At 70.3% G+C, this 14,955-nt stretch carries 14 protein-coding genes and 1 other RNA gene; 1 reads left to right on the plus strand and 14 read right to left on the minus strand.

Features of this window, described 5'->3' with window-relative positions:
• Positions 1–35: 35 nt before the first annotated feature.
• Both EV684_RS16395 and rnpB read right to left on the minus strand, forming a co-directional pair.
• Complete coding sequence (locus EV684_RS16395; protein WP_132648357.1) at positions 36–1,241, minus strand: multidrug effflux MFS transporter; 1,206 nt, start codon at positions 1,239–1,241, stop codon at positions 36–38.
• A 96-nt stretch (positions 1,242–1,337) separates the two neighbouring features.
• Positions 1,338–1,673: RNase P RNA component class A (gene rnpB / locus EV684_RS16400), an RNA gene on the minus strand.
• Positions 1,674–1,701: 28 nt separating this feature from the next.
• On the opposite strand from rnpB, the gene cysK reads away from it, so the two are divergent.
• Positions 1,702–2,619, plus strand: a complete 918-nt coding sequence (gene cysK / locus EV684_RS16405) for a cysteine synthase A (RefSeq protein WP_132648358.1) — start codon at positions 1,702–1,704, stop codon at positions 2,617–2,619.
• A gap of 51 nt (positions 2,620–2,670) precedes the next feature.
• On the opposite strand, the gene EV684_RS24050 is transcribed toward cysK, so the two are convergent.
• From EV684_RS24050 to EV684_RS16460, 12 genes are all read right to left on the minus strand, one after another.
• Positions 2,671–2,847 (minus strand): hypothetical protein, encoded by a 177-nt coding sequence (locus EV684_RS24050; RefSeq protein ID WP_165908510.1) that lies wholly within the window; start codon positions 2,845–2,847, stop codon positions 2,671–2,673.
• A gap of 42 nt (positions 2,848–2,889) precedes the next feature.
• Positions 2,890–3,768 (minus strand): protease HtpX, encoded by an 879-nt coding sequence (gene htpX / locus EV684_RS16410; RefSeq protein ID WP_132648359.1) that lies wholly within the window; start codon positions 3,766–3,768, stop codon positions 2,890–2,892.
• A gap of 110 nt (positions 3,769–3,878) precedes the next feature.
• Positions 3,879–5,129 carry an NYN domain-containing protein gene (locus tag EV684_RS16415; protein ID WP_243651188.1) on the minus strand — a complete coding sequence of 417 codons (1,251 nt, stop codon included), beginning with the start codon at positions 5,127–5,129 and terminating at the stop codon, positions 3,879–3,881.
• The gene (gene pyrC / locus EV684_RS16420; protein WP_132648360.1) at positions 5,126–6,166 is read right to left on the minus strand and encodes a dihydroorotase; all 1,041 of its coding nucleotides are present in this window, start codon (positions 6,164–6,166) and stop codon (positions 5,126–5,128) included. Before pyrC ends, EV684_RS16415 begins: the two co-directional genes overlap by 4 nt.
• The gene (locus tag EV684_RS16425; protein WP_132648361.1) at positions 6,163–7,335 is read right to left on the minus strand and encodes a GGDEF domain-containing protein; all 1,173 of its coding nucleotides are present in this window, start codon (positions 7,333–7,335) and stop codon (positions 6,163–6,165) included. Before EV684_RS16425 ends, pyrC begins: the two co-directional genes overlap by 4 nt.
• A 193-nt stretch (positions 7,336–7,528) precedes the next feature.
• Positions 7,529–8,695: a GGDEF domain-containing protein gene (locus tag EV684_RS16430; RefSeq protein ID WP_132648362.1), complete on the minus strand. Its 1,167-nt coding sequence runs from the start codon at positions 8,693–8,695 to the stop codon at positions 7,529–7,531.
• A 228-nt stretch (positions 8,696–8,923) separates the two neighbouring features.
• Positions 8,924–9,658: an amino acid ABC transporter ATP-binding protein gene (locus EV684_RS16435; RefSeq protein WP_132648363.1), complete on the minus strand. Its 735-nt coding sequence runs from the start codon at positions 9,656–9,658 to the stop codon at positions 8,924–8,926.
• A gap of 11 nt (positions 9,659–9,669) precedes the next feature.
• Positions 9,670–10,335, minus strand: coding sequence for an amino acid ABC transporter permease (locus tag EV684_RS16440; protein WP_132648364.1), 666 nt, complete (start codon positions 10,333–10,335; stop codon positions 9,670–9,672).
• A 4-nt stretch (positions 10,336–10,339) separates the two neighbouring features.
• Complete coding sequence (locus EV684_RS16445; RefSeq protein WP_132648365.1) at positions 10,340–11,077, minus strand: amino acid ABC transporter permease; 738 nt, start codon at positions 11,075–11,077, stop codon at positions 10,340–10,342.
• A gap of 66 nt (positions 11,078–11,143) precedes the next feature.
• Positions 11,144–12,031: a transporter substrate-binding domain-containing protein gene (locus EV684_RS16450; protein ID WP_132648366.1), complete on the minus strand. Its 888-nt coding sequence runs from the start codon at positions 12,029–12,031 to the stop codon at positions 11,144–11,146.
• Positions 12,032–12,160: 129 nt separating this feature from the next.
• Positions 12,161–13,069 carry a LysR family transcriptional regulator gene (locus tag EV684_RS16455; RefSeq protein WP_132648367.1) on the minus strand — a complete coding sequence of 303 codons (909 nt, stop codon included), beginning with the start codon at positions 13,067–13,069 and terminating at the stop codon, positions 12,161–12,163.
• Positions 13,070–13,093: 24 nt separating this feature from the next.
• Positions 13,094–14,935, minus strand: coding sequence for an ABCB family ABC transporter ATP-binding protein/permease (locus tag EV684_RS16460; RefSeq protein WP_132648368.1), 1,842 nt, complete (start codon positions 14,933–14,935; stop codon positions 13,094–13,096).
• Between the last annotated feature and the right edge of the window lie 20 nt (positions 14,936–14,955).

Consider the following 14,955-nt stretch of genomic DNA (forward strand, 5'->3'; position numbering starts at 1 on the left):
CCCCCGGATATCGGCCGCCGCCGGGTGCGCTTGAGTCAGGCCAGGCGCGGGCGCACCCAATGCCAGGCGACGATGCCCACCGACATCAGCGCGAACGAGGTCAGCGCCAGCGCCGCCGTCGAATGCATGACCAGCGGCGCGATGAGCCCGGCGACCAGCGCGTTGGCCGCGCTGCCGACGCAGGCCTGCACCGAGGACGCCATGCCGCGGCGCTCGGGCACCAGGTCCAGCACCATCAGCGTGACCACCGGCACCATCAGCGCCCAGCCGAACGAGAAGATGCCGATCAGCGGCATCGCCCACCAGGCCTCGGCCTTGAACACCAGGTTCAGGCCGACGTTGAGCACCGACACCGCGGCCATGATCGTGAAGCCGAAGCGGATCTGGCGATGCGGCCTGAGCTTGCCCGCGGCGCGCCCGGACGCCCAGGCGCCGCCCATGATGCCGCCGATCGTGAACAGGAAGAACCAGAAGAACTGCTGCGGCGGCAGCCCCAGGTGCTCGCCGACGAAGACCGGCGCCGACAGCACGTACAGGAACATGCCGTTGAACGGCACGCCGCTGGCGAACACCAGGGCCATGAAACGCGCGCTGCGCACCATGTCCCAGTAGCCGCGCAGCAGTGGCGCCGGGTGGAAGGACTGGCGCGCGTCGGCGTGCAGCGTCTCGGGCAGCCAGCGCCAGTTGGCCGCCCACAGCGCCGCGCCGATCAGCACCAGCAGCCAGAAGATCGAGTGCCAGTCGGCGTGCACGAAGAGGAAGCCGCCGATCATCGGCGCGATGGCCGGCGCGACGCCGAAGTAGATCGTCACCTGCGACATCACCCGCTGCGCGTCGGCCGGCGGGTACATGTCGCGGATGATGGCGCGCGAGACGACGACACCGGCGCCGGCGGACATGCCCTGGATCGCGCGGAAGAAGACCAGCCAGCCGATCGACGGCGACAGCGCGCAGCCCAGCGAGGCCAGCGTGAACAGGCCCAGGCCGGCCAGCACCACCGGGCGGCGGCCGAAGCTGTCGGCCAGCGCGCCGTGGAACAGGTTCATCAGCGCGAAGCCGGCGAGGTAGGCCGACAGCGTCTGCTGCATCTGCAGCGGCGTCGCGTCGAGCGAACGCGCGATGCCGGCGAAGGCCGGCAGGTAGGTGTCGATCGAGAACGGCCCCAGCATGCCCAGGCAGGCCAGCAGCACGGCCAGCGCCCAGCGCGGGCCGCGCCAGAGTCGGGGCGCGTCGGGATTCATCGGGCGGGCGAAAAGCCGGCGAGTCTATCGACGGCCATGGCGGCCTGCCCGCGCAGGGGCAAGCCCGGCACCCGGCAGTCGCCGGGCGAAGAAAAAGTGTGAAGCGCGCCGATAGGCCGGATTCTGTGCACCACGCCCCTTTCAGGGCGCGGCGTGACCGCCATTCCTCTGGGCCGTGGATCGCTCCACGGCTCGGTGCCACCTACCCGCCGGCTCCGCAGGCGACATCATCGCCGGCCTATTCGGTGTTGCTGCGCGTAGAGATTGCCCGTTTCACCCGGTACCGGCCGAAGCCGGCACCGACTCGTCTCTGTTGCTCTAATCCTCACCTCGCGGTGGACAGCCGTTAGCTGCTACGCTGCCTTGTGCAGTCCGGACCTTCCTCCCGTGCGGCGTTTCCGCTGATGCACCGGCGGCGGTCTGGCCCGCTTCACCGCCCCATTATCTCCGGAGAGCAAGAATGAGAGCCGACAACGTCCTGGCCACCATCGGCAACACGCCGCACGTGCGCATCAACCGCCTGTTCGGCGGCACGCACGAGGTGTGGGTCAAGTGCGAGCGCGCCAACCCCGGCGGCTCGGTCAAGGACCGCATCGCGCTGGCGATGATCGAGGACGCCGAGCGCTCGGGCGCACTGAAGGCCGGCGGCACGATCGTCGAGCCGACCTCGGGCAACACCGGCATCGGCCTGGCGATGGTCGCCGCGGTCAAGGGCTACAGGCTGATCCTGGTGATGCCCGACAGCATGAGCGTCGAGCGCCGCCGCCTGATGCTGGCCTACGGCGCGACCTTCGAGCTGACGCCGCGCGAGAAGGGCATGAAGGGCTCGATCGCGCGCGCCCAGGAGCTCGTCGCCGAGATCCCCGGCGCCTGGATGCCGCAGCAGTTCGAGAACCCGGCCAACATCGACGTGCACGTGCGCACCACGGCCGAGGAGATCGCACGCGACTTCCCCGAAGGCCTGGACGCGCTGATCACCGGCGTCGGCACCGGCGGCCACCTCAGCGGCTGCGCCCAGGTGCTGAAGGCGCGCTGGCCGCAACTCAAGGTCTTCGCCGTCGAGCCCACCGCCAGCCCGGTGATCAGCGGCGGCCAGCCCTCGCCGCACCCGATCCAGGGCATCGGCGCCGGCTTCGTGCCGAAGAACCTGTTGACCGAGCTGCTCGACGGCGTGATCCAGGTCGAGGCCGAGGCCGCACGCGAGATGGCGCGCCGCAGCGCGCGCGAAGAAGGCCTGCTGGTCGGCATCTCCAGCGGCGCGACGCTGGCCGCGATCGCGCAGAAGCTGCCCGAGCTGCCGGCCGGCGCGCGTGTGCTGGGCTTCAACTACGACACCGGCGAGCGCTACCTGTCGATCGACGGCTTCCTGCCGACCTGAAACCGGCGCGCCTGAACGACGAAGCCCCCGCGTGCGGGGGCTTCTGCATTTCTAGACCTCGGTGGAAGGCGCCGCGGCGGCCTGGACCGGCGGCACCGGCAGCGGCTCGGCGTCAGGCGGCTGGCCAGCGGCGGGCACCAGCACGACCTTGGGTACCCACCAGTGCGCGAGGCCGACGCCGGCGGCCACCGCCACGATCCAGCCCAGCACCCACCAGCGCATCTTCATGGCGGCAGTATGGGCGGCGCGTGGCGGCCGGGCAAGGCAGCGTCACTGCTGGCCCTGCTGCAGCGCGCGGATGCGCTCCTCGATCGGCGGGTGGCTGGAGAACAGCGCCATGAAGCCGCCCGGCTTGCCGTTGATGCCCATGGCCTGCACCTGCTGCGGCAGTTGGCCCGGCTCGAGCCCGCCCAGGCGCGCCAGCGCATTGATCATCGGCTGCTTGCGGCCCATCAACTGGGCGGCACCGGCGTCGGCGCGGAACTCGCGGGCACGAGAGAACCAGGCCACGATGATCGCCGCCAGCACACCCAGCGCGATGTCGAGCACGATGGTCGTCACGTAGTAGCCGATGCCCGGGCCTTCGCGGTCGTTCTTCAGGATCACCTTGTCGACGAAGTAGCCGATCACGCGCGACAGGAACACGACGAAGGTGTTCATCACGCCCTGGATCAGCGTCATCGTGACCATGTCGCCGTTGGCGATGTGCGCGACCTCGTGGCCGATGACGGCCTCGGCCTCCTCGCGCGTCATGCTCTGCAGCAGCCCGGTGGACACCGCGACCAGCGCCGAGTTCTTGAACGCGCCGGTGGCGAAGGCGTTGGGTTCACCCTGGTAGATCGCGACCTCGGGCATGCCGATGCCGGCCTTCTGGGCGAAACGCTCGACGGTGCCGACGATCCAGCGGTGCGTCGGGTCCTGCGAGCCGTTGATGACCTGGGCGCCGGTGCTCATCTTGGCCATCGGCTTGCTCATCAGCAGCGAGATGATCGCGCCGCCGAAGCCGAAGATGGCCGCGAACGCGAGCAGCGAGCCCAGGTTCAGGCCGTTGGCCGTCAGGAAGCGGTTGACACCCAGCAGGCTGGCCGTGATGCCCAGCACCAGCATGACCGCCAGGTTGGTCAGGACGAACAGCAGCACTCGTTTCATTTGGTTTGCGTCTTTCTGCCAGCGCAGGGGTTGCCTAAACAGGGCGGCATGTTAGGGCGCGGCCCGCGGAATCAAGACTTGCCCTCGGTGGACCGGGGGCATGGCCACGATCAGCCTTCGATCGGACGCAGCCGCACCTTGTTCGGCTGGCCGGCTGGCAGCAGCTCGAAACGTTCGGCGTGCGGCGCGAAGAAGCGTGTCGACGAGGCGCGCGGGCCCAGCAGATCGGCATCGCGCAGGCGCTCGGCGGCCAGGCGCAGCTCCACCGCATCGCCGCGCAGCAGTTCGGGCAGCGCGGCCAGGATCTGGCGGATCTCGTCGGGATAGGCCGCAGCCGGCGCCGACGCGGGCGCGGCCCGTGCGGGACGGGGCGCCGGCTTCGGCGCCGGCTCGGGCGCGGAGGCCGGAGCAGCAGCGGCTGCGGCTGCGGGTTCGGCCGCAGGCTCAGCCGCAGGTTCGGGCGCGGGCTCTGCGGCCTTGCGCCGGCGCGGCGCGCGGCGCGGGGCCGGCGCCTCGGCGGCAGCGGCCTCGGCCGCAGGCTCGGTGGCCGGCGGCGACGCCGGCTCGGCCGGTGCGGGCACCGGCTCGGGCAGAGGCACGGGCTCGGCTGCCGGCGCCTCGGGAGCGTCTGCCGCGGCGGCGGGCGCGGTCTCGGCCGGTACCGCGGCGTCGCGGCGCCCGCGGCGCCGCCGTGGCGCCCGTTCGGGCGTCGGCACCTCGACGGCGGGCGCGGCCTCGGCCACCGCCACCACGGCCTCCCCGGCCGGGGTGGGCTCGGCCAGCGGAGCAGGTGCGGCCAGCGCAGTCGGCGCAGGGCGAGGCGGGGCCGGCGGCTCGCGGCGCGAGCTGCCGCGGGCTGCCGTGCGGGCGGCACCGCGGGCGGGGGCGCCGGCGGAGGCCCGGCCGCCGCGCGCGCGCGAAGGCGTCGTGGCCACGCCGCCGCGGCGGTGCGACAGCACGGTGAACTCGTCGTAGACCGAGATCGTCTCGTCGCCGGTCTTGCCGTCCTGGCCGATGCCGACGACGCGGCAGCCCTTCTCGCGCAAGCGCTGCACCAGCGGCGCGAAGTCGGAGTCCGACGAGGCGATCGCGACGACCGCCGGCCGCAGCGCGAGCACCAGGTCGATGGCGTCGACGGCCATCGCGATGTCGGTGGAGTTCTTGCCGGCGGCCAGGTTGACCATCGGCTTGATGCCCAGGCGCTTGAACGCCGACTGATGCTTGAGCGCGCTCTCGGCGGTGCAGTAGGCACGGCGCACGTGCAGCGCGCCGTGGCGTTCGATCATCAGCTCGACGGCCTGTTCCATCACGTCCAGCGAGACGTTGTCGGCGTCGATCAGCAGCATCACGCCAGCGTTCATTGCAGGCTCCAGGGCAGGGTTTCGCCGGCACGCAGCGGCTTGATGGAGGCGTCGCCGAAGGGCAGCGCCTCGGGCAGCGCGAAAGGCTCGCGGCGCAGCGTCACGGTACCGGTGTTGCGCGGCAGGCCGTAGAAGTCGGGGCCGTTGAAGGCGGCGAAGGCTTCGAGCCTGTCCAGCGCGCCGGCCAGCTCGAAGGCCTCGGCGTACAGCGCCAGCGCCGCCGGCGCGGTGAAGCAGCCGGCGCCGCAGACCGACTGCTCCTTCAGCGCCGCGGCGTGCGGCGCGCTGTCGGTGCCGAGGAAGAACTTGCGGCTGCCCGAGGCCACCGCGGCCAGCAGCGCGTGGCGGTGCATGGCGCGCTTGAGCACCGGCAGACAGTAGTAGTGCGGACGCAGGCCGCCGACGAACAGCGCGTTGCGGTCGTACAGCAGGTGATGGGCGGTGACGGTCGCGGCGGTGAACTCGTCGGCGGCGGCCACGTAGTCGGCCGCCTCCTTCGTCGTGATGTGCTCGAAGACGACCTTCAGCGCGGGGAAGTCGGCGCGCAGCGGGCGCATCACGCGCTCGATGAACACCGCCTCGCGGTCGAAGACGTCGACCTCGGGGTCGGTGACCTCGCCGTGCACCAGCAGCGGCAGGCCGGCACGCTGCATGGCCTCCAGCGTCGGGTAGCAGCGGCGCAGGTCGGTGACGCCGGCGTCGCTGTTGGTCGTCGCCCCGGCCGGGTAGAGCTTGAGCGCGACGACGCCGGCCGCCTTGGCGCGCACGATCTCGTCGGGCGGCGTGTTGTCGGTCAGGTACAGCGTCATCAGCGGCTCGAAGGCGCAGCCCTCGGGCCGCGCGGCGAGGATGCGCTCGCGGTAGGCCGTGGCCAGCGCCGCGGTGGTCACCGGCGGGCGCAGGTTGGGCATGACGATCGCCCGCGCGAACTCGCGCGCCGTGTACGGCAGCACGGCCGCCAGCGCCACGCCGTCGCGCAGGTGCAGGTGCCAGTCGTCGGGGCGGGTGATCGTCAGGGTGGTCGGCGCATCGCTCATGGATGAATTGTCTCATCGGCCCCTGCGAGGGCGACCTGGTCGCGGCCGGCCCGCTTGGCGCGATACAGCGCGGTGTCGGCCGCACGGTAGAGCGCGTCGCCGTCGACCCGGCCCTGCGGACTGAGCGCGATGCCGGCCGAGAAGCTGACCCGGCAGGCGCAGCCGGACTCGGTGCACAGGCCCATCTCCAGACAGTCGCGGCGCAGATGCTCCAGCACGACCAGCGCCCCGGCGGCGTCGCTGTCGGGCAGCACCAGCGCGAACTCCTCGCCGCCCAGGCGCACGAACAGGTCGGACGCCCGCATGCGCGTACGCACCGTCCGGGCGAAGCGGCGCAGCACCTCGTCGCCGAAGGCGTGGCCGTGTTCGTCGTTGACCTGCTTGAAGCGGTCCAGGTCGAGCAGCACGTAGGCGACGCCTTGACGCTCGCGCCGCGCGCGCAGCAGCGTGCGCTGCAGCAGCGGCCCGCCGGCCTGCCGGTTCAGCGCGCCGGTCAGGCCGTCGTGCGATGCCTGCCGCTCGAGCGAGCGTGTCGCGCGCTCGGTGCAGGCGAGCACGAAGCCGAAACCCGAGCCCAGCAGCGCCGCGTAGGCGGCCAGCGCGAGCAGGGTCTGCACCGGGTTGGGCTGCGACAGGTCGACGTAGGCCGCGGGCTGCAGCAGCGCGTGCACGGTACGGATCAGCAGCGCCACGGCGACAAGCACCAGCATCAGGCCCACCGGGCGCAGCGCACGTTCGGCCCGGGCGCGGCTGCGCCAGACCAGCCAGCCCGCCCAGAGCAGCGGCAGCGCGGCGATCAGCGACTGGATCGGCATCCTCGTGGGCGTGGGCAGCAGCATCAGCGGCAGCATCGACAGCGCTGCGGCGACACCTCCCCAGCGCAGCGGCCCGGACGGCAGGCGCTCGTCGATGAAACGCTGCAGCGCGGTGACGAAGACGAACTCGCCGTAGACGATGAGCGCGTTGCTGGCGGCAATCCAGCCCGGCCACGGCGCGGCCACGTCCACCAGCAGGAACAGGTAGCCGGCCAGCATCAGGCCGTTGCCCCAGCCCCAGCGGCGCAGCGACTCGCCGGACACCAGGCGGCGGCCGGCCGTCACCAGCAGCAGGCCGAGCATGGCGTAGCCGATCAGCAGCAGGACGAAGATGGTCGGCTCGTGCAGGGTCATCGCGGCACCCGCATCCACGGGCCGGGCCGACACCACGCGGCATCAGCTGCCGGGGGGACGGATGTCACAAGTTCGACAGGATCCCAGAAATCGCCAGAAACACCTTCGCCGAGCGCAAACCGCCTTCGATGGGCGCGCCGCGCCGCGTGGACTGCCGCACGGCCCGGCCGCTCTCGAGGCCGGGCGCGGCGGCTCAGGTCTGCAGCACGGGCTGCGCGAGCACCGCGCGGTCGCGGCCGCCGTGTTTGGCCTCGTAGAGCGCGCGGTCGGCCTCGCGGTACAGCGCGTCGGCACCGACACGTCCGCAGGGGCTGAGCGAGATCCCGGCCGAGAACGTGACGGCGAAGGGACTGCCGTCGTCGGTCACCAGCCCCATCGCCCTGCAGGCCCGGCGCAGCTCGTCGAGCACACCCAGCGCACCGGCGGCGTCGCTGTCGGGCAGCACGAGCGCGAACTCCTCGCCGCCGCAACGCGAGAACACGTCGGACGACCGCAGGCGTGCGGCGACGGTGTGCGCGAAACGGCGCAGCACCTCGTCGCCGAAGACGTGGCCGTGGCGGTCGTTGACCGACTTGAAGCGGTCCAGGTCCAGCAGCACGTAGGCAACGGTCGTGCGCTCGCGGCGCGCCCGCTGCAACGCGTTGGCCAGCAGCAGTTCGGCGGGCTGGCGGTTCAGCGCCCCGGTGAGGTGGTCGTGCGACGCCAGGCGCTCGAGCGAACGCGTGGCGCGTTCGGTGCAGGCGAGCACGAAGCCGAAGCCCGAGCCGAGCAGTGCGATGAAACTCGTCAGCAACATCAGCGACTGCACGGTGTTCGGCAGCGTCAGGTCGACGTAGTAGGCCGGATGCAGCGCCGCGTGCACGCCGCGCGCCAGCAGCGCGAGCGCGATCATCGCCAGGCCGGCGCCGACCGGCCACAACGAGCGCTCGACGCGGTGGCGCGCACGCCAGACCAGCCAGGCGCCCCACAGCGCCGGCAGCGGCGTCAGGACCGAGGCGATGAACACGCGCGTGGGCGTGTCGAACAGAGCCATCGGCAGCATCGCGGCGACGCAGAAGGCGCACACCCAGCGCACCCCGCGCGGCAGCGGCCGGTCGTCGATGAACTGCTGCAGCGCCGCGACGTAGGCGCACTCGCCGAGCAGGATCAGGCCGTTGCCGGCGATCACCGAGACCGGCAGCGGCACCACGATGCGAGCGAGCAGCATCAGGTGCCCGAGCAGCAGCAGCGTGTTGCCCCAGCTCCAGCGCCGCAGCGCCTGCTCCTCGAGCAGCCGACGGCGCACCATCGCCAGCTGCAGGCCCAGCATGGCGTAGCCCAGCAGCAGCAGGACGAGGATGGTCGGCGGGTGCAGCGTCATGTGACGGGGGCCCGCGCACCCGGGCGGGAAGGGTCAGGAGGGCACGCCGCGGACGGCGGCCGCCGGCGTGCCGTGGCGGCTCAGCCCTCGCGCGTGAAATCGCGCTCGGGCCTGAGCCTGGCGTGCACGGCCTTCCGGCCTTGCATGTCCCGGCTCAGCCCTCGCGCGTGAAATCGCGCTCGGGCCTGAGCCTGGCGCGCACGGCCTTGCGGCCCTGCACGTCCCGGCTCAGTGCGAGAGGATCTTCGATAGGAAGTCCTTGGCGCGCGCAGAACGTGCGTCGGGGTCGCCGAAGAAGTCGGCCTTCGTGCAGTCCTCCACGATCTTGCCGTGGTCCATGAAGATCACGCGGTGGCTGACCTTCTTGGCGAAGCCCATCTCGTGGGTCACGCACATCATCGTCATGCCCTCGTTGGCCAGCTGCACCATGACGTCGAGCACCTCGCCGACCATTTCCGGGTCGAGCGCCGAGGTCGGCTCGTCGAAGAGCATCACGATCGGGTCCATCGACAGCGCGCGCGCGATCGCCACACGCTGCTGCTGGCCGCCGGACAGCTGGCCGGGGTACTTGTCCTTGTGCACCGTCAGCCCGACCCGCTCGAGCATCTTCAGCCCACGCGCCTTGGCTTCGTCGACCGAGCGGCCGAGCACCTTGATCTGCGCCAGCGTCAGGTTCTCGGTCACCGACAGGTGCGGGAAGAGCTCGAAGTGCTGGAACACCATGCCCACGCGTGCACGCAGCTTGGGCAGGTTGGTCTTGGGGTCGCTCAGGCTGATGCCGTCGACGACGATGTCGCCCTTCTGGAAGGGCTCGAGCGCGTTGACGGTCTTGATCAGCGTGCTCTTGCCCGAGCCCGACGGCCCGCAGACGACGACGACCTCGCCCTTCTTGATGGCCGTGGTGCAGTCGGTCAGCACCTGGAAGCTGCCGTACCACTTGCTGACGTTATCGATCTGAATCATTCGGGAGATCCTCAGCGGATGATGGCGATCCGCGCCTGCAGCCGCCGCACGAGCATCGACAGGCCGAAGCAGATCACGAAGTAGACGACGGCGGCGACGAGATAGGTCTCGACCGGCCGGTTGAAGTTCTTGCCGGCGATCTCGAAGCCCTTGAGCAGGTCGTAGGCGCCGATCGCGTAGACCAGCGAGGTGTCCTGGAAGAGGATGATGGTCTGCGTCAGCAGCACCGGCAGCATGTTGCGGAAGGCCTGCGGCAGCACCACGAGCTGCATCGTCTGGCGATAGCTCATGCCCATCGCGTAGCCGGCGTAGACCTGGCCCTTGGGCACGCTCTGGATGCCCGCGCGCATGATCTCCGAGTAGTACGCGGCCTCGAACAGCGTGAAGGTCACGAAGGCCGAGAGCTCGGCGCCCATCGGCCGGCCCAGCAGCAGCGGGATCAGCAGGAAGAACCACAGGATCACCATGACCAGCGGGATGCTGCGCATGGTGTTGACGTAGGCCGCCGCCGGCGTCACCAGCCAGGGCTTGCCCGACAGGCGCATCAGCGCCAGCAGCGTGCCCAGCACGATGCCGCCGATCATCGCCACCACCGTCAGCTGCAGCGAGAACAGCAGCCCCTTGACGATGAAGCCCGAGATGACGTCGGCACTGAAGAAGCTGAAGTCGAGATTCATCGCTTCACTTCCCGCCGATCATGCCCGGCACGCGGACACGGTTCTCGATGAACAGCGCCACGCGGTTGATCGCGAACGCCGAGAAAAAGTACAGCACCGTCACCGCGAGGTACATCTCGATGTTGCGCGAGGTCTCCTCGCCGGCCTGCAGCGCGAACATCGTCAGCTCGGCGATGCTGACCGCGAAGGCCACCGACGAGTTCTTGATGATGTTCATCGCCTCGCTGGTCAGCGGCGGCACGATGATCCGGAAGGCCATCGGCAGCAGCACGTAGCGGTAGGTCTGCGGCAGCGTCAGCCCCATCGCGAGGCCCGCGTAGCGCTGGCCGCGCGGCAGGCTCTGGATGCCCGCCCTCACCTGCTCGGAAATACGCGCCGAGGTGAAGAAACCGAGCGCGAAGACCACCAGCACGAAGCTCGGGAAGGCCTGCAGCGGCTTGAACAGCGACGGCAGCACGTGGTACCAGAGGAAGATCTGCACCAGCAGCGGAATGTTGCGGAACAGCTCGGTCCAGGCGTTGCCGAACCACACGAGCCGACGGTCGGGCGTCGTGCGCAGGATGCCCATCAGCGAGCCGAAGACCAGCGCCACCACCAGCGCCAGCGCCGACACCGACAGCGTCCAGCCCCAGGCCGACATGAGCCAGTTCAGGTAGGTGATGTCGCCGCCGCGGCCGAAGCAGCCGGGCAGCACTTCGCCGGTGACGGTCTCGGTGCAGAAGATCTGCCAGTCCCAGGTCACGCGCTCTCCTCGAAGACGAAACGAGGGCCCGCCCCGAGACGGGAGCGGGCCCGGCGCTCAGCGCGTTCAGCGCTTCGCGTACTCTTCCATCGGCTTGTCGTTGGGGGTCGCCCACGCGGCCTTGGTGGCGTCGTTGAGCGGCATGCCGATCTTGGCGTTGGTCGGCGGGATCGGCTGCAGGAACCACTTGTCGTAGGTCTTGGCCAGTTCGCCGCTCTTGATCTGCGCCTTGATGCTCTCGTCGACGGCGGCCTTGAAGGCCGGGTCGTCCTTGCGCAGCATGATCGCGATCGGCTCGACCGACAGCACCTCGCCGACGATCTTGAAGCCGGCCGGGTTCTTCGAAGTGGCGATGTTCTTGGCCAGGATCGAGCCGTCCATCACGAAGGCGTCGGCGCGGCCCGACTCGAGCAGCAGGAAGCTGTCGGCGTGGTCCTTGCCGTAGACCTCCTTGAAGTCGACGCCGTTGGCGCGCTCGTGCTTGCGCAGCGTCTGCACCGAGGTCGTGCCGGTGGTCGTGGCGACGGTCTTGCCGGTCAGCTGGCCGATCGTGCTGATGCCCGAGTCGGCCTTGACGGCGATGCGCACCTCCTCGACGTAGGTCGTGACGGCGAAGGCCACGTCCTTCTGGCGCGCGACGTTGTTCGTCGTCGAGCCGCACTCGATGTCGACGGTGCCGTTCTGCACCAGCGGGATGCGGTTCTGCGAGGTGACCGGCTGGTACTTGATCGTCAGGCTGGACAGGCCCAGCTTCTTGCGGACGTCCGAGAGAACCTTCTGGCACACGTCGATGTGATAGCCGACGAACTTGCCGTCGCCCAGCGTGTACGACAGCCCGGAGGACTCGCGCACGCCCATCGTGACCGTGCCGGTCTCCTTGATCTTGGACAGCGTATCGGCCTGGACTGCACCGACGGCCAGCAGCGTGGCTGCAGCCAGCAACGTCTTCTTCATGAACTCTCCTTCGCAGTGGGAAGCAGGGGAAAGGCGGAACTGCTCATTTTAGGGATGACAAACGGGCGCCGAAGCGCCCGCCCCCTGGGAATGCAGGAAACGGGCCATCGAGGGCTCGATCGTGATGCGTCAGCCACGCCGCAGGAAGTCCCACAGCGCCTGCACGCCGGGTTTCGGATGGCGCACGAACTCGGGCCGCTCGCGGTAGATGCGCACGTCCATCGTCAGCTCGAAGGCCCCCGGCGGCGCGGCCGCCACCAGGCGCCGCGCCTCGAGTTCCTTGCGCACCGAACTCGCCGGCAGGAAGGCCAGGCCGTGGCCTTCGAGCGCCATCGCCTTCAGGCCCTCGGCCATGTCGGTGACGTAGATCGGCTCGAGCTGCGCCGGCACCGGCGCCTGCTTCAGGATCAGCTCGACGAGGCGCGCCATGTAGGCCCCCGAGGCGTAGTTGAGCCAGGGCACGCGCTCGTGGCCGGGCAGGCGGAACAGCGGCTGGCCGTCGGCGTCGGGCTTGGCGTAGGCGGCCAGCGTCTCGGTGCCCAGGCTCAGCATCTCGTAGCGGTCGGTGGACAGCTGCAGCGGCTGCGACGGGTGGTGGTAGGCGATCAGCAGGTCGCAGCCGCCTTCGGTCAGGCGCAGCACCGCGTCGTGCACGTTCAGGCCGGTGAGCCGGCTCTTGATGTTGCCGAAGCGCTGGCGCAGGTCCATCAGCCAGTGCGGGAAGAAGGTGAAGGCCAGCGTGTGCGGCGCCGCGAACTCGATCATGTCCAGGCCCGCGGCCTGGTACGACCGCATCATGTTGCGCGCCGAGGCCAGCGAGCCCAGGATCTCCAGCGACTGGGCGTGGAAGGTCTCGCCGGCGGGCGTGAGCCGTGTCGGGTACGACGAACGGTCGACGAGGTCGATGCCGGCCCAGGCCTCCAGCGCCTGGATGCGGCGCGAGAACGCCGGCTGCGTGACGTGGCGCAGCTGCGCCGAACGCGAGAAGCTGCGGGTCTCGGCGAGGCTCACGAAGTCCTCGAGCCACTTGGTTTCCATCGGGCCAGTGTATGCAGTGCGGCGTCAGGCGCCGGCCGGTGCTTCGGCGTCGTCGCGCGCGGCCTGCTGCAGCCGCCACATCTCGGCGTAGCGGCCGTCGCGCGCCAGCAGCTCGGCGTGGGCCCCGCGCTCGACGACGCGGCCGTGGTCGAGCACGACGATCTCGTGCGCGTCGACCACCGTCGACAGCCGGTGGGCGATGACCAGCGCGGTCTTGCCCTGCGCCGCGCTCTTCAGCTCGGCCTGGATCGCGCGTTCGTTGGCCGAGTCCAGCGCCGAGGTCGCCTCGTCGAAGATCAGGATCGGCGGGTTCTTCAGCAGCGTGCGCGCGATCGCCACGCGCTGCTTCTCGCCGCCGGAGAGCTTCAGCCCGCGTTCGCCGACCATCGTCTCGTAGCCCTGGGGCGTGGCGGCGATGAAGTCGTGGATGTGCGCCGACTTCGCCGCCGCCTCGACCTCCGCACGCGTGGCGCCGGGGCGGCCGTAGGCAATGTTGAACTCGACGGTGTCGTTGAACAGCACCGTGTCCTGCGGGACGATGCCGATCGCGCGGCGCAGGCTCTGCTGGGTGACGGCGCGGATGTCCTGGCCGTCGACCGTGATGCGCCCGCCGGTGACGTCGTAGAAGCGGTAGAGCAGCCGCGCCAGCGTCGACTTGCCGGCGCCCGAGGCACCGACCACGGCCACCGTGCGCCCGGCCGGGATCTCGAAGCTGACGCCGTGCAGGATGGGCCGCGCCGGGTCGTAGGCGAAGTCCACGCCCTCGAAGCGCACCGTGCCGGTGGCGACCTTCAGCTCGGCGGCACCGGGTGCGTCGGCGACCTCGCGCTCGCGCTCGAGCAGGTTGAACATCTTGTCCAGGTCGGTCAGCGCCTGCTTGATCTCGCGGTAGATCACGCCGAGGAAGTTCAGCGGGATGTACAGCTGGATCATGAAGGCGTTGATCATCACCAGGTCGCCCAGCGTCAGCCGGCCCTCGGCGACGCCGACGGTGGCGCGCCACAGGATGCCCACCAGCGCCGCGGCGATGATCAGCTGCTGCCCGGTGTTGAGCAGGCTCAGCGTGCCCTGGCTCTTGATCTTGGCGCGCTGCAGCCGCTCCAGGCTCTCGTCGTAGCGCCGGGCCTCGAAGTCCTCGTTGTTGAAGTACTTGACGGTCTCGTAGTTCAGCAGCGCGTCGATCGCACGCGAGTGCGCGCTCGAGTCCAGCTCGTTCATCTGGCGCCGGAACTGGGTGCGCCACTCGGTGACGACGATCGTGAAGACGATGTAGAACAGCAGCGCGCCGGCGGTGATCCAGGCGAACCAGGCGTCGAACTTGAGCGCCAGCAGCCCGAGCACCAGGCCGACCTCGATCAGCGTCGGCAGGATGCTGTAGAGCGAGTACGAGATCAGCGCCTGCACCGCACGCGTGCCGCGCTCGATGTCGCGGGTCATGCCGCCGGTCTGGCGTTCCAGGTGGAAACGCATCGACAGCGCGTGCAGGTGGCGGAACACCTTCAGCGAGATGCTGCGCGAGGCGCCTTCGGTGGCCCGCGCGAAGATCAGCTCGCGCAGCTCGGTGAACACCGAGGTCGACAGGCGCAGCGCGCCGTAGGCGACGATCAGCCCCACCGGCACGACGAGCAGCGCCATCGTGTCGCCGGGCTTGATCGACATCGCGTCGACCAGCTCCTTGAGCAGCACCGGCACGCCGACGTTGGCGACCTTGGCCGCGACCAGGCAGGCCAGCGCGATCGACACCCGCCAGCGGTAGACCCAGAGGAAGGGCAGCAGGCGCGAGAGCGTCTTCCAGTCCGAGCGCGGCGCGCCCGGTTCGGACGCGGGCGCCGGAGGGACACGCAGGGAACGGGAGGCGGAACGCATGGGCCGGCATTGTCACCGTG

The organism is Rubrivivax gelatinosus, assembly GCF_004340905.1.
Taxonomy (GTDB): Bacteria; Pseudomonadota; Gammaproteobacteria; order Burkholderiales; family Burkholderiaceae_C; genus Rubrivivax; species Rubrivivax gelatinosus.

Coding starts and splice junctions, on each gene's coding strand:
- EV684_RS16395 (WP_132648357.1), bottom strand. CDS start 1,241: ATGAATCCCGACGCGCCCCGACTCTGGCGCGGCCCGCGCTGGGCGCTG.
- cysK (WP_132648358.1), top strand. CDS start 1,702: ATGAGAGCCGACAACGTCCTGGCCACCATCGGCAACACGCCGCACGTG.
- EV684_RS24050 (WP_165908510.1), bottom strand. CDS start 2,847: ATGAAGATGCGCTGGTGGGTGCTGGGCTGGATCGTGGCGGTGGCCGCC.
- htpX (WP_132648359.1), bottom strand. CDS start 3,768: ATGAAACGAGTGCTGCTGTTCGTCCTGACCAACCTGGCGGTCATGCTG.
- EV684_RS16415 (WP_243651188.1), bottom strand. CDS start 5,129: ATGAACGCTGGCGTGATGCTGCTGATCGACGCCGACAACGTCTCGCTG.
- pyrC (WP_132648360.1), bottom strand. CDS start 6,166: ATGAGCGATGCGCCGACCACCCTGACGATCACCCGCCCCGACGACTGG.
- EV684_RS16425 (WP_132648361.1), bottom strand. CDS start 7,335: ATGACCCTGCACGAGCCGACCATCTTCGTCCTGCTGCTGATCGGCTAC.
- EV684_RS16430 (WP_132648362.1), bottom strand. CDS start 8,695: ATGACGCTGCACCCGCCGACCATCCTCGTCCTGCTGCTGCTGGGCTAC.
- EV684_RS16435 (WP_132648363.1), bottom strand. CDS start 9,658: ATGATTCAGATCGATAACGTCAGCAAGTGGTACGGCAGCTTCCAGGTG.
- EV684_RS16440 (WP_132648364.1), bottom strand. CDS start 10,335: ATGAATCTCGACTTCAGCTTCTTCAGTGCCGACGTCATCTCGGGCTTC.
- EV684_RS16450 (WP_132648366.1), bottom strand. CDS start 12,031: ATGAAGAAGACGTTGCTGGCTGCAGCCACGCTGCTGGCCGTCGGTGCA.
- EV684_RS16455 (WP_132648367.1), bottom strand. CDS start 13,069: ATGGAAACCAAGTGGCTCGAGGACTTCGTGAGCCTCGCCGAGACCCGC.
- EV684_RS16460 (WP_132648368.1), bottom strand. CDS start 14,935: ATGCGTTCCGCCTCCCGTTCCCTGCGTGTCCCTCCGGCGCCCGCGTCC.